General features: G+C 46.1%; 13 protein-coding genes, 1 tRNA gene and 1 riboswitch. Of the genes, 11 read left to right on the top strand and 3 right to left on the bottom strand.

Annotated features, from left to right (window positions below; genetic code table 11):
- The first annotated feature begins 134 nt into the window (after positions 1 to 134).
- From R7Q11_RS23525 to thiH, 9 genes are all read left to right on the top strand, one after another.
- A tRNA-Trp gene (locus R7Q11_RS23525) sits at positions 135 to 211 on the top strand.
- A gap of 244 nt (positions 212 to 455) precedes the next feature.
- On the top strand, positions 456 to 1,838 hold the full coding sequence (locus R7Q11_RS23520) for a multicopper oxidase family protein (RefSeq protein WP_213886957.1): 1,383 nt from the start codon (positions 456 to 458) through the stop codon (positions 1,836 to 1,838).
- A 123-nt stretch (positions 1,839 to 1,961) separates the two neighbouring features.
- Positions 1,962 to 2,345 (top strand): fluoride efflux transporter CrcB, encoded by a 384-nt coding sequence (gene crcB, locus R7Q11_RS23515; RefSeq protein ID WP_005378811.1) that lies wholly within the window; start codon positions 1,962 to 1,964, stop codon positions 2,343 to 2,345.
- Between the two features lie 60 nt (positions 2,346 to 2,405).
- Positions 2,406 to 2,504, top strand: a riboswitch (TPP riboswitch).
- 163 nt (positions 2,505 to 2,667) lie between these two features.
- Positions 2,668 to 4,608 (top strand): phosphomethylpyrimidine synthase ThiC, encoded by a 1,941-nt coding sequence (thiC, locus tag R7Q11_RS23510; protein WP_047102555.1) that lies wholly within the window; start codon positions 2,668 to 2,670, stop codon positions 4,606 to 4,608.
- Positions 4,608 to 6,023, top strand: a complete 1,416-nt coding sequence (locus tag R7Q11_RS23505; RefSeq protein ID WP_225466761.1) for a thiamine phosphate synthase — start codon at positions 4,608 to 4,610, stop codon at positions 6,021 to 6,023. Before thiC ends, R7Q11_RS23505 begins: the two co-directional genes overlap by 1 nt.
- Positions 6,010 to 6,783 carry a HesA/MoeB/ThiF family protein gene (locus tag R7Q11_RS23500; RefSeq protein ID WP_213900110.1) on the top strand — a complete coding sequence of 258 codons (774 nt, stop codon included), beginning with the start codon at positions 6,010 to 6,012 and terminating at the stop codon, positions 6,781 to 6,783. Before R7Q11_RS23505 ends, R7Q11_RS23500 begins: the two co-directional genes overlap by 14 nt.
- A gap of 38 nt (positions 6,784 to 6,821) precedes the next feature.
- Positions 6,822 to 7,076 (top strand): sulfur carrier protein ThiS, encoded by a 255-nt coding sequence (thiS, locus tag R7Q11_RS23495; RefSeq protein ID WP_009703038.1) that lies wholly within the window; start codon positions 6,822 to 6,824, stop codon positions 7,074 to 7,076.
- 5 nt (positions 7,077 to 7,081) lie between these two features.
- Positions 7,082 to 7,849 carry a thiazole synthase gene (locus R7Q11_RS23490; RefSeq protein WP_171343425.1) on the top strand — a complete coding sequence of 256 codons (768 nt, stop codon included), beginning with the start codon at positions 7,082 to 7,084 and terminating at the stop codon, positions 7,847 to 7,849.
- A gap of 34 nt (positions 7,850 to 7,883) precedes the next feature.
- Entirely contained in the window at positions 7,884 to 8,996 is a 1,113-nt protein-coding gene (gene thiH / locus R7Q11_RS23485) for a 2-iminoacetate synthase ThiH (protein ID WP_115386370.1), read from the top strand.
- A gap of 142 nt (positions 8,997 to 9,138) precedes the next feature.
- Here thiH and R7Q11_RS23480 read toward each other — a convergent pair whose 3' ends face one another.
- Both R7Q11_RS23480 and R7Q11_RS23475 read right to left on the bottom strand, forming a co-directional pair.
- Positions 9,139 to 10,929, bottom strand: coding sequence for an aminopeptidase P family protein (locus tag R7Q11_RS23480; RefSeq protein ID WP_151514364.1), 1,791 nt, complete (start codon positions 10,927 to 10,929; stop codon positions 9,139 to 9,141).
- A 203-nt stretch (positions 10,930 to 11,132) separates the two neighbouring features.
- A complete protein-coding gene (locus R7Q11_RS23475) occupies positions 11,133 to 12,074 on the bottom strand; it encodes a LysR family transcriptional regulator (RefSeq protein WP_005378791.1) in 942 nt (313 codons plus the stop codon).
- Between the two features lie 107 nt (positions 12,075 to 12,181).
- Between R7Q11_RS23475 and R7Q11_RS23470 the strand changes: the two genes are divergently transcribed.
- Together R7Q11_RS23470 and R7Q11_RS23465 are read left to right on the top strand one after the other, a co-directional pair.
- Positions 12,182 to 13,375 carry a multidrug effflux MFS transporter gene (locus R7Q11_RS23470; protein WP_225466760.1) on the top strand — a complete coding sequence of 398 codons (1,194 nt, stop codon included), beginning with the start codon at positions 12,182 to 12,184 and terminating at the stop codon, positions 13,373 to 13,375.
- Positions 13,376 to 13,466: 91 nt separating this feature from the next.
- On the top strand, positions 13,467 to 13,748 hold the full coding sequence (locus R7Q11_RS23465; RefSeq protein WP_005378786.1) for a hypothetical protein: 282 nt from the start codon (positions 13,467 to 13,469) through the stop codon (positions 13,746 to 13,748).
- Positions 13,749 to 13,782: 34 nt separating this feature from the next.
- On the opposite strand, the gene R7Q11_RS23460 is transcribed toward R7Q11_RS23465, so the two are convergent.
- Positions 13,783 to 14,238, bottom strand: coding sequence for a DoxX family protein (locus R7Q11_RS23460; RefSeq protein ID WP_047102549.1), 456 nt, complete (start codon positions 14,236 to 14,238; stop codon positions 13,783 to 13,785).
- Positions 14,239 to 14,244 lie beyond the last annotated feature (6 nt).

Genomic DNA, 14,244 nt, shown 5'->3' with positions numbered 1-14,244 from the left:
TGGTAGTTCAGTTGGTTAGAATACCGGCCTGTCACGCCGGGGGTCGCGGGTTCGAGTCCCGTCCACTCCGCCACTTAATATCGACAACCTCGCTTATGCGAGGTTTTGTCAAATCTAGAATATGAAAATTCCATAGGGGTGTAGCTCCAATTGGCAGAGCAGCGGATTCCAAATCCGCGTGTTGGGAGTTCGAATCTCTCCACCCCTGCCACATATCAGGCTCTGACTTAGGTCAGAGCCTTTTTTGTATCTGGTTTCTTCTCATTATTACAGCTTATTTCTACTCTTATCCCGTAAGTATGGCTTTCTGCTGTACTTTGGCAGCATTTAATCTACTGAACGAACGAAACTACAGTTAGCTGTAATGATCAGTGGCCCGAAATTTTAATAATAAAGGGGAATCACTATTTATATTTAGTTACACTCAACCGATCTGGATTAATGAGTAACTATGTATGGATATATCTCGTCGACGCTTTCTTCAATCATCCTTAGCAATCTCCGCGCTTGCCGTTCTACCTGCATGTTCTCTATCTAGGAGCACTAATAAGCAGGGGCAATATATATACGATATCACTGCAGAACCTTCTACTGCAGAATTGGTCCCTGGGTTTAACACAGACGTACTCGCATTTAATGGTTCGATTCCAGCGCCTGTGATTCGTTGTCGCCAAGGCGAGAAAGTTATAATTCGGTTTACTAACAAGCTTTCAGAGCCGACTACAATCCACTGGCATGGCTTGCGAATCCCTATTGAAATGGATGGTGTCCCTTTCTTGAGCCAGCAGCCTATCATGCCAGGTGAAACATTCGTTTATGAATTTACACCACCAGATGCGGGCACATTTTGGTATCACCCACATATGAATAGTGTGAAGCAGCTTGGTATGGGCTTAGTCGGGCTAATTGTCGTTGAAGAGGCAGAGCCGGTTCAGTTTGATGAAGAGCATGAAGTCGTCCTCAAGCATTGGCATTTAGACAAACTAGGTCAGTGGAAGAACCTTATGGTGCCGCGCTTGAGCGCTCGTATGGGGACTCCCGGAGAGTGGAGTAGCGTCAATGGTGTGCATGAACCTGTTTATACGCTGAAGCAGAATGCCACTACGCGATTAAGAATTGCTAATGTCGATAATACCATTACTTACCCGATCGCTATTGAAGGTGCAGAGGCTTGGGTTATTGCTATTGATGGTAATCCTGTTAAAGCGCCTTATAAGCTCACTCAGCACAAAATTGGTCCGGGAATGAGGTTAGATATCGGATTGATTGCTCCGAAGGCTGGAACACGTGTTTATGTGCGTCAAATGAAAGGACGCTTCCCATTCCCTTTGTGCGAGTTTGACGTTGTTGAGTCTGACTTGCCGAGCAACCAGAAACTGCCTTTATTACCTCTCAACCCTGTGCCAGCTCTCGATTTGAAAAATGCAGAGCAAATCGATTATGTGTTTGAGTGGGAGGGGGCGATCACTCCTGCTGATAAATCGGGCAAAGCGATACCTAAGTTCTGGCTGATGAACAAACGGGCTTGGGAGGGAATGAGCAAAGATAATATTCCAGCGCCGCTTTCAACATTGGAGATGGGAAAAACCTATATCTTCAACCTAAAGAACGTCACCCAATATCATCATCCTATTCATCTTCATGGACACACATTTACGGTTCTTGAGTTAGATGGCAAAAAACTCGACGAACCGTTTCATACCGATACGGTCTTGCTTGGAAATAACGGCAGTGCGAAAGCGGCATTTGTTGCAGATAACCCTGGACGTTGGATGTACCATTGCCATGTGATCGAACACATGAAGACGGGTTTGATGGGTTACATCGAAGTAAAGTGACTCCTGTAACTTTTAAAATCTTGATAAGTTTTAAGCGCTATACTTTGCTGAATTCTAAGATTGTATAATCACTATTGCCGTAAATTTGATTACAATGTCGCCATTAACTTTTCTGGGGGAATTATGGGACAACTATCCGTTTTGGGTTTTATTGCATTGGGTGGTGCATTTGGTGCATGTTCTCGTTACTTAATTTCTGAACTTTGTGTCATTTTATTGGGGCGTGGTTTTCCATATGGTACGTTAACCGTTAACGTTGTTGGCTCATTTATGATGGGCTTATTGATAGCAGCTTTCGATAATGAACTTTTGGCAACGGAACCTTGGCGACAAGTGATTGGCTTGGGTTTTTTAGGGGCACTAACGACGTTTTCCACCTTCTCGATGGATAATGTGTTGCTCATGCAGCAGGGCGCTTTCTTTAAGATGGGGTTGAACGTATTGTTGAATGTCGTGTTAAGTATTTCAGCGGCGTGGATTGGCTTTCAATTATTGATGCGCAGCTAGCAAAGTAGTTAAAAATTGAACAGGTCGGCTTGGTTTCACCAAGCCGTTTTTATATACTGACATCACTTGTCGGAGTGCCATAAGGCTGAGACCGTTAATTCGGGATCCGTTGAACCTGATCAGATTAGAATCTGCGAAGGGAACAAGAGAAGATATTCACACCGGAGTTCTTTCTGGTTGACCTATCAAAAGTCGAATGTTGTTACAGGCAAATATCGTAAGCTTTAACTAGCCTTAATTTGACTCCTCTTGTCGCATCTATCCGTCAAGCATTTTTATCCAATTACTTTTTATCTAGTATAACAAAGCAAGGAAAAATGCTATGTCGAGTCGCAAACAAGCGAGACTGGAAGCAAAACAGTTCATTGATACACTCTCGGTACAACCGTACCCCAATTCAAGCAAAGTCTACGTAGAAGGCTCACGTCCAGATATTCGTGTGCCAATGCGTGAAATATCACTCGCTGATAGCCTTATTGGAGGCACAAAAGAAGCGCCTATATTCGAACCTAATGAGCCAGTACGCGTTTACGATACGTCGGGTGTATACACAGATCCAGAGCACACCATAGACCTCTATAACGGCTTACCTAAGCTGAGAGAAGGGTGGATTGAAGAGCGCGCCGATACTGAGCTACTTGATGAAGTAAGCTCGGTGTACACCAAAGAACGCTTAGAAGACGAAACACTAGACGATCTTCGTTACGGTAATCTACCACGTATTAGACGTGCCAAAGATGGCCATTGTGTGACTCAATTGCACTATGCTCGCAAAGGTATTATTACCCCAGAAATGGAATATATCGCGCTGCGTGAAAACATGGGGCGTGCCAAGTATCGCGATGAAGTGCTGAATCAACAGCATCCGGGTCAAAGCTTCGGAGCGAACCTACCAAAAGATATTACCGCCGAATTCGTGCGCAAAGAAGTCGCCGAAGGTCGCGCTATTATCCCTTCCAATATTAACCACCCAGAATCCGAACCAATGATCATTGGACGTAACTTTTTGGTCAAAGTGAACGCCAACATCGGTAACTCATCGGTCACTTCTTCGATTGAGGAAGAAGTAGAGAAGCTCGTTTGGGCGACACGTTGGGGTGGCGATACCGTTATGGATCTCTCTACTGGACGTAACATCCACGAAACTCGCGAGTGGATTCTACGTAACAGTCCGGTTCCGATCGGTACCGTACCAATGTATCAAGCGCTTGAGAAAGTGAATGGTGTTGCGGAAAACCTTAACTGGGAAGTGATGCGCGATACCCTGATTGAGCAAGCAGAGCAGGGCGTTGACTACTTTACTATCCATGCCGGTTTACTACTTCGTTATGTGCCAATGACTGCAAAACGCGTTACTGGTATCGTCTCTCGTGGTGGTTCTATCATCGCGAAATGGTGTTTAGCGCACCACCAAGAAAGCTTCTTATACACCCATTTCCGAGAGATCTGTGAAATCTGTGCTAAGTACGATGTCGCACTATCTCTTGGTGATGGTCTGCGTCCTGGCTCGGTTGCTGATGCTAACGATGAAGCGCAATTTGCAGAGCTTCGTACTCTTGGCGAATTGACCAAGGTTGCGTGGGAATACGACGTACAGGTGATTATTGAAGGCCCTGGTCATGTTCCAATGCATATGATCAAAGAGAACATGGAAGAGCAGTTAGAGCACTGTCATGAGGCTCCTTTCTATACCCTTGGTCCGCTGACGACAGACGTCGCTCCTGGTTACGACCATATTACTTCAGGCATCGGCGCTGCCATGATTGGTTGGTATGGCTGTGCAATGCTTTGCTACGTAACTCCTAAAGAGCATCTTGGCTTACCAAACAAAGAAGACGTGAAAGTAGGCATGATCACTTACAAGCTTGCTGCGCACGCCGCTGATTTAGCGAAAGGGCACCCTGGCGCTCAAGTTCGTGATAATGCGCTTTCTAAAGCTCGCTTCGAGTTCCGTTGGGAAGATCAATTTAACTTGTCGCTCGACCCAGATACTGCTCGTGCTTTCCATGATGAAACCTTGCCTCAAGAGTCCGGCAAAGTTGCTCACTTCTGTTCGATGTGTGGACCAAAGTTCTGCTCGATGAAGATCTCGCAAGAGGTACGAGAGTATGCGAAAGACACTGAGCAAGTTGCTGCGGACCAAGCTATATCGATCAAAATGCTGGATGATCCTCTTGAGGGGATGCGTCAGAAATCGCAAGAATTTAGAGAGTCAGGTTCTGAACTATACCACCCAGCAGCACATGCCGAGGTAAGTGACTAATGAGCAAAATCCTTATTCCGTCATCATTGATTGAACTGACTGGTTTAGTTCAGCAATGTTTGTTGTTGGCGAAAGAACAGGGTTTTAGCATCGAAGACATTGAGTTGGGTGTGAGCCCAACTCAATCTATTCAGCTTGTTCGCGACCAACAGACCACACGTATAACGACAGATCTTATTGATGGTTATGACTCTGAGCATGAGAGTTCATTTGTGTTCCATTACCGCTCTGCTTTATCGGTAGAAGCGTGTGCTAAGCAACCGTCGAAAGCGATTTATATTGGCATTGCTGATACGCAGGTATCCGATGAAAAGGAGAAAGTGCTTCAGCTTGATATCTGGCGTCACCCAATTAACAACGAAGTGAGAGCGCTTTCCGTTAAGTCCAAATTCAACGCAATGTTCGATCCCGAACATCACCTTGCTTGGATAGTAACGCTGACAGTACTCGATTTTCCTATCGAAGATGCATTAACACTTGCTCGAGGAATGCTAACTCAACAAGCGAATGTTTCACGTGAAACACTGTCGAATGACAACCTTGGTGAGGGAAGATCTACTCAGTGGGCTGACCAATTTGATGATTTCCCCACACCTGTACTAGAGGATAACCGGCTAGGTATTCAAGTTGGTTGGTCTGCACAAGGTGAGAGCGTTAGCTTTCCAACTCTAACTAAGCAAAGTCTAGGGCTCTATCCAGTCGTTGATGATGTTGCTTGGATTGAGCGTCTACTGCCACTAGGCATCAACACCATTCAACTGCGAATCAAGAACCCACAACAAGCCGATTTAGAACAACAGATCATTCGAGCAATTGAGCTAGGTCGTCAGTATCAAGCACAAGTGTTCATCAATGACTATTGGCAGTTGGCAATCAAGCATGGCGCTTATGGCGTTCACCTAGGACAAGAAGACATAGAAGAATCGAATTTGGCTCAGCTAACTAAAGCCGGCATTCGTCTTGGTCTTTCTACTCATGGTTATTATGAACTACTGCGCATCGTACAAATTCATCCTAGCTACATCGCACTAGGGCATATTTTCCCAACCACCACAAAACAGATGCCATCGAAACCACAAGGTTTGGTGCGCTTGGCTCTGTATCAAAAGCTGATTGATAACATTCCTTACGGAAACACAGAGTCGGTTTTCCGTCCCGCAAAAGACAAAGCAGGTAGTGACTATGTGCTTGGCTTTCCGACGGTCGCGATTGGTGGTATTGACCAATCTAATGCAGCCCAAGTTTGGCAAGCAGGTGTTTCTAGTTTGGCAGTTGTGCGAGCTATTACGTTGGCAGAATCACCTCAGTCGGTCATCGAGTTCTTCGTACAACTGATGAAGGAAAGACAGCTAACGTTTACTGATCAGAATAGTAAATTGGTGGATACCAAGAGAGGCGAGCATGCTGACGGATAAGCAGTTCCTTCGCTATCAACGTCAAGTCGCTCTGCCAGAAATTGCCGAAGTTGGGCAAGAGCGGTTGAGTAAATCGAATGTGCTGATCATCGGTTGTGGTGGGTTAGGAAGTGCTGCGAGTTTGTACTTGGCATCAGCGGGTGTTGGTAAATTGGTTGTTGTTGATGACGATGAAGTTGATAGCAGTAACCTACAACGTCAGATCATTTATCGTGAACAAGACCTCCAAGTTGCGAAAACAAAAGCGACTGTAAAGCAACTCACTGAACTTAATTCTATGGTCCAAGTTCGTGCTCTCAATAAGCGATTAGACAAAGCACAGCTGCAGCTTGAAGTGATGCTAGCAGATGTGGTGCTCGACTGCACCGATAACATGCCAACGCGTCAGCTCATTAACCAAGTTTGTTTCGAGCAAAATACGCCACTTATCTCAGCGGCGGCAATTGGTTGGCAAGGACAATTTGCTGTCTTTGATTACCAAATACCAAGTGAACAAGAAGCGCAGAGTAAAGCCTGTTACCGCTGTTTGTATCCGTTCGACGAATTACCGCAAACGCAAAAGTGTAGTGAGAGTGGTGTCGTTGGTCCGGTGGTGGGCACACTTGGTAACTACCAAGCGATAGCGGCAATTCAAAAACTGGCGACGGGAAAGTTTCATGTCGAGACTGCCAAGTTGCATCTGTTTGATGGGTTGAAACTGCAATGGCAAACCATGGCGATAAGCAAAGACAAACAGTGCCAAGTGTGTGCTCAGATTTAGCTTACGAGTAATTGGCAGAATTAAGAGAGTTGGAAGCAATGACGTTATCAGAACAACAAACAATACAAATGACCGCTGCTGACTTAGATGTGATCACTATTGTCATCAATGACCAGTCACATCAAGTTGCCAGTGAGTCAAATCTACAGCAAATCATTAGTCAATTTGCGCTGCCTGAAATGGGCTGTGTTTTTGCAATTAATAACAATGTTGTGCCGCGCAGTGAGTGGGCTAGCACAGTTCTTTCACAGGGAGATAGCATCTCTTTGTTTCAAGCGATCGCAGGGGGTTAAAGTCGATGCTTAAAATTGGTGATAAACAATTCGAATCAAGACTGTTCACGGGAACAGGGAAGTTTGCCAACAGCCGATTAATGGCAGAAGCGATTCAAGTGTCGGGATCTCAACTTGCGACCATGGCGTTGAAGCGTGTCGATGTGAACGACCGACAAGACGATATTTTGCTTCCGTTAGTACAAGCGGGTGTGAACTTATTGCCGAACACCTCGGGTGCAAAGAATGCTAAAGATGCTGTGTTTGCCGCGCAACTGGCGCGAGAAGCGTTGGGCACTAACTGGTTAAAACTAGAAATTCATCCAGACCCGAAGTACTTGATGCCTGATCCAATTGAGACACTTGCTGCCGCTGAGCAACTGGTTCGTGAAGGCTTCATTATCCTTCCTTACTGTCATGCTGACCCGGTTCTGTGTAAACGATTGGAAGAAGTGGGTTGTGCAGCGGTCATGCCATTAGGTGCGCCGATCGGTTCTAACAAAGGGATAGTTTCTCACGACTTCCTAGAGATCATTATCGACCAAGCTAATGTTCCTGTGGTTGTGGATGCGGGTATCGGTGCTCCTTCACATGCTGCGCGTGCGATGGAAATGGGCGCGGATGCCGTGCTCGTCAATACTGCGATTGCAGCTTCGAGCGATCCCGTTGCGATGGCGAAGGCATTTAAGTTGGCGGTAGAGTCGGGGCGTATGGCTTATGAAGCCGGACTTGCTGGTAAGGTTTCTCATGCGGTTGCGTCGAGTCCACTGACGTCATTCCTAGATGAGCTTTAGTCCTAGATTGGTTTAGCTATTAAGCGAGGAAAACATGAGCTTCGTTGAACAATTTAAGCAGCTGAATTGGGACGACATCTCGATGTCGATCTACGCGAAAACGGCACAAGATGTCGAGCGAGCATTGAATAAACCCAAGCGTGATTTGGAAGACTTTAAAGCGCTTATTTCACCAGCGGCTGAAGCGTACTTAGAGCAAATGGCGCAGCTGTCATACTCGGCAACTCGCAAGCGTTTTGGTAATACCATGTCGCTTTACATTCCACTGTACCTTTCTAACTTGTGCGCCAATGCTTGTACTTATTGTGGCTTCTCAATGGAGAATAGAATCAAGCGTCGTACCTTGAATAGGGACGAAGTGGTTGCAGAAGTTGAAGCTATTAAACGCATGAAGTTCGATAGCGTATTGCTGGTGACTGGTGAACACGAAACCAAAGTGGGCATGAAATACTTTCGCGAAATGGTGCCGATGATTAAGCAACGCTTTAATTATTTGGCGATGGAAGTGCAGCCGCTAGGTCAAGACGAATACGCCGAGCTCAAGACATTGGGTTTGGATGCGGTGATGGTCTATCAAGAAACGTATCATCCTTCGACTTACGCCGAGCACCATCTGCGTGGCAATAAGATGGATTTCGAATACCGATTGGATACACCCGATCGTCTTGCAAAAGCAGGCATCGATAAGATCGGTATTGGCGCTTTGATAGGGTTGGAAGAGTGGCGAACAGATTGCTTTTATGTGGCAGCGCACTTGGACTATCTTGAGCGCACGTATTGGCAGACTCGTTACTCCATTTCATTTCCGCGTTTACGTCCTTGTGAGGGCGCGCTCCAACCAAAATCAGTCATGACGGATAAGCAGCTTGTGCAGTTGATTTGCGCTTATCGTTTGCTAAATCCAGAAGTTGAGTTGTCATTATCGACTCGTGAATCACCGAAATTCAGAGACAATGCATTACCGTTAGGCATCACCAGCATGTCTGCTGCATCGAAAACTCAGCCGGGTGGGTATGCGATGGATGATGTTGAACTCGAGCAGTTTGAGATCAGTGATGAGCGAAGCGCGGGTTCTGTGGAAGATATGATTCGAGCCAAAGGCTTTGACCCAGTATGGCGAGATTGGCACTCGGCGTATTCTGGTTAAGTAGCAAAGAAAGCCACTGGTCATCGTTATGTTTCACGTGAAACATAGGCAAAAAAAGAGGGTTGATGCAAAACATCAACCCTCTACTTTTTTCTAGCTTCTAGCTTCTAGCTTCTAGCTTCTAGCTTCTAGCTTCTAGCTTCTAGCTGTGTGCTACTGGTAGCGTTGCTTGACGAAGCCACTCTTTCACATCACCTTCAACTAGCGGGCTGATCTCATCCCATACTTTCTGATGGTAATCATTCAGCCAAGCAAGTTCTGGACGAGTTAGCATATCAACGTTGATGTTGCGCTTGTCGATTGGGCAGCGTGTTAGCGACTCAAATGATAGAACAGGGAAGTCACCGTTAGTCGGGGTTTCAACAACAAGCTCTAGGTTCTCGATACGGATACCAAACGCATCTGCACGGTAGTAACCTGGCTCGTTGGATAGCACCATACCTTCTGTCAGAGGCACATCGATTTGCTTCTTCGAAATGCTCGCTGGACCTTCATGAACACTTAGGAAGTGACCAACACCGTGACCAGTACCGTGATCGTAATCGTAGCCTTCCGCCCATAGGTGCTGACGAGCTAGCGTATCGATTTGGTAACCACGTGTGCCTTTCGGGAAACGTGCACGTGCAACACCGATATGACCTTTTAGCGCAAGAGTGAATTGTTTAATCATCTCTTGTGAAGGCTGACCTATGGCAATGGTACGCGTGATGTCTGTCGTGCCATCTAGGTACTGACCGCCTGAGTCCACAAGGTAAAGCGTGTTCAGTTCTAGCTTGCCAGGTTCAGGTTGGTTCTCGTGGTTGTAGTGACACATCGCCGCGTTGCCACCTGCCGCTGAAATAGTATCGAAGCTAAGATCCATAAGTGTTGGGTCTTCGCTACGGAACGCTTCCAGTTTGTCTGCCAGCGTCGCTTCATCATGCAGGTTACCAGCAACGACTTCAGCATCTAACCAAGATAGAAACTTGCTCATCGCCACGCCATCACGGATATGACATGCTTTCATACCTGCGATTTCAACGGCGTTCTTCGCCGCTTTTGGCATTAGGCATGGATCAGCTTTACTCACCACAGATGCGCCAGCATTTTGTAGAACCAATTTAAACCATGCGTTACTTGTTGCAGGGTCAACCAGTACATTCTTGCCAGTTAGGTTTTCTAGTCGTGCTTGCAATGCTTCTGGGTGATGAACCGTCACGCCGGCACCAACATGAGCGTCAAACTCAGCAGGTAGGCGAGCAGGATCTAGGAAGTATTCCACGCTTGAGTCTGAGTGCAGAATCGCGTGAGAAAGCAGAACTGGTAGACGTGAGACATCTAGACCACGAACGTTGAGCAACCAACAGATAGAATCAAGTGCTGTGATCACTGCGCTGTCTGCACCGGCTTTTTTCACGAGCTCTGCGATTTCTTGGCGTTTGCTTTCACTTGACTGACCAACTGCTTCTGTTGCCATTAGGCGAACATCAGAAACCACAGGAGCAGGGCGGTCGTGCCACAGTTCATCAATTGGGTTGCTATCGAGAATCTTAAGCTCAAGGGCACCTGCAAGTTTTGCTTGTGCCATGTCTAGCCAAGCAGCGTTGTGCATGCGAGGGTCGATTGCCACAGACGCGCCATTTGCAAGATGGTCTTTAATCCAATCTAGTGCAGGCTCTTCAATCAAGTGACGGTATTCGAATAGATCAGCAGGAACCTGCTTTGTTACTTGTACTGTGTAGCGACCATCAACAAAGATAGCGGCTTTGTCTTTGGTGATTACCGCAGCACCAGCAGAACCGGTAAAGCCAGTTAGCCAATGTAAACGCTCGTTGTGCGCTGGTACGTATTCACCCAAGTACTCGTCTTCATGAGGGACAAGTAGGGCATCAATATTATGTTGTGCTAGCCATTCGCGAATTGCATTCACGCGGCTTTGGGTATCGTTGTGCATCTGTGTTATTCCTTCAAATTACCGCTCCTTCATGCTCAGGTGTGGGAGCTGTTTCCATCTGCTTCATGCAGTTTACGATTCCATTGAGGTTCGCAATCACTTCAATAGAGTCGGAGTACAACTAGGCCATAGATGAGCCAAAAAGGACTACGACAGTTAAGCTACTCATTTTAGCCGCTAAGCGCAAATTGAGTGCGGTGTTTTTATCTAAGGTGATCGGTTTTTTGTGTGATCATCGTACGTAGCCAGCCTAATGCAGGGTCGTTTTCTCTATCTCGGTGCCAGAATAAAGTGTAAGCCATAGGTGGGAATTCTAACGGTAGTGGCAGCACGACCAAATCAAGCTGTTTGGCCGCAAGTTGCACAAAATGACTTGGCGCAGTAAAGATAAAGTCGGTGTATGAACATAAACTTGCGGCACTGTTAAAGTCGGGCACGGTGACGGCAATATCGCGGTCGGCGCCAATATCTGCAAGGCGATAATCCAGCAACCAACGGTCGTTGCCATCACAACGTACTTGTACATGGCGTAGGGCGAGATAGGCTTCCAGATTCCAAGGTTGTTTTAGCGCAGGGTGGTTTTTGCGAATGATGCACATTTGGTAATCACGATAAATTTCCAACTCGCAAATGTCATCGGGTGGTTGAAGAGTCAGCTTGGCATCGTTTATATCGATATCTTTTCCAGTTAAGCCTAAATCCAGTTCGCCGCGTTGAAGCATTTTAAATGTATTATCCGACCACGGGTGTGTGCTAATTGTCACGCCAGGTGCTTGTTGAAAAATCGCCGGTAAGAAATGGGGTAGAATGAGAGGGTAGACACTCTCTACCGCTGCTATTTGAAAACGGTATTCGCTGCTTTGCGGAGAAAACTCTTCGGGTTGAGTCAGCACTTCTAACTGATTTATCAACAGATCCAGTTTCGGTTTAAGAAACAATGCGCGCGGCGTAGGTGTTAATCCATGTGAGTTTCGAGTGAAAAGCGGGTCATCAAATTGAATGCGCAGTTTAGCCAGTGATTTACTTACGGCGGATTGGCTTAAGCACAATCGGTGGGCCGCACGAGTAACGTTTAACTCTTCAATCAGCACTTTAAAGCAGACCAATAGATTTAAATCGATACGAGCCAGTTTTTCGACGTTCACAGTGAATTTCCTCTGAGGAATAATGCTCATGATTATACATCATTTCCATTCATATCATCAGATGATTAAGCTTTACCCAAAGTTCTTTATCCAATTCGGAGTGTTGTGTGTCTAGCCAGTTTTCTAATAGTAAAAAACAGATGGCGTTATTGACCCTTTTGGTTCTTTTCAGTCCTTTAGCGATTGATATTTATCTACCTGCTTTACCTCTTATTGCTTCCACTTTTCAGGTCGATAATGCGCTAGCACAAGACACGATCACTTGGTTCTTATTTGCTATGGGTGTTGGTCAGCTATTCGCAGGTCCCCTAGCAGATAAACTCGGACGTCGAACTGTTGCACTGGGCGGTATCACCATTTACGCGATGAGCGCTTTATTGGCGTGGAGTGCTCAAAATATTGAGTGGATGTTGGTTTCCCGACTGCTACAAGGCTTAGGTGCGTGTGCGACATCGGTAGCAGCCTTTGCAACAGTTCGCGATATCTTTGGCCCGGAAAAAAGCGGCAAAATGATCAGCTACCTTAACGGTGCGATTTGTTTCATTCCGGCTTTAGCTCCAATTCTAGGTAGCTGGTTAACTCAGCAATTTGACTGGCGTGCTAACTTTAGCTTTATGGCGGGTTTTGCTGTGGTGTCTGGATCATTTATGTTTTTCATGATGAAAGAGACTAACCCGTCAACAGAAAAGCAAGCCGTGTTTAAGCTTAGTCGGTATTGGGCAGTGCTTAGCACACCATCTTTTGTTTTCCATGCGTCATTATGCTTGATGGCGATGGCGGTTATTCTTGCTTACGTTACCTCAGCACCGTCGGTATTGATGACGGGGATGGGGCTGTCGATGAATGAATTCACTTTCTGGTTTGGTGTAAATGCGGTGATAAACATTGCGGCATGTATGCTGGCGCCTAAGTTTATGGAGCGCGTTGGAACTCACAACACCTTGGTCACCGGGATCTCAACTCTGGGCCTCGCAGGTGTGATCATGCTAGTGATGAATGGTCAGAATACCGCGCTTTCTTTCATGCTACCTATCTTCATGTCTTCTGTAGGTTTTGCATTCATTCTGGGTGCAGCGGCAGGGAAAGCGTTAGAACCGTTTGGTGATAAGGCGGGCACGGCAGCTGCACTGCTTGGATTGTTCCAAATGAGTGGCTCTGGTTTGCTGGTGGGTACACTGCAACGCTTATCTCTGGATCCACAAACCTTGATCGCAATTCATATGTGGGTCCTATTACCTGCGTTGGTCGTTCTGTTTACAAAAGCAGGGAAGAACTGGCACTCGAGCTTTGCGAAAGCGTAAATCAGTGTAATTTAGTATTTTCCAATGTAAGTAAGGCGTGTATATTTGTCACTCAGACTTTTCCTGACACCATAACGGAACTCAAAAAGTAATGTCGTTAACCACGTATGAAATGGCTCGTATTCTAGAGCAAATGGAAGATTCACCAGAAAAGGTGATGTTTGGCAAGTTGCTTAATGAGCTGGGTAATCAAAGCTCCGAGCGTATTCGTAGTGCGGCTAAACAAGTACCTCTGCCAATTTTGCGTGATATCGTGTACCAATTTCAGCAAGTGATTGAGTCACGCAAAGATGAACAAGTCGAGCAGATGGCAAAAGACCTCGCTCAGCAAGGTATCTCAGCAGAAGAGCTACTGGCTTACTTGAATAAATAATAAAAAATCCCCGCATGATGCTGCGGGGATTTTTTTAGCTCGTCATTTTCTTTTTCAGGATGTGGTCCAAAGACAGCGGTCCTGGCCCCCATACGATTATGATAAGAATCATCAATCCCCAAAGTTGGTGGTCATAAAAACCTTTCTCCCACAACAGTGGGTAAGAGATCACTGCGATGATGTTGAACACAAACAGCATTGCTGCCATCGGGCGGGTAATCAATCCTAGTGCCAAGAACACCGGTAGAACCAACTCCGCAGCCGTACCTAAATAAGCCGCCAATTCCCATGGCAAGATTGGCACTTGGTATTCCAGCTCAAATAAGTACAGCGTGCTATCCCAAGATGAGATTTTGATTAGTCCTGAATTGAAGAACACCCAAGCAACCCAAAAGCGGCAAAAGAGAAGTAGTAAAGGGACAAAGCCAGCTTGTAAGGTACTGATTAAATCGTCGTACCGATTCACTAAGTTTTTAACCGTATCCGTCATAGAGTG

The organism is Vibrio sp. 970 (genome assembly GCF_033339075.1).
Note: the sequence above shows the minus strand (reverse complement) of the source record. Positions and strands in the feature narration are given on the sequence as shown.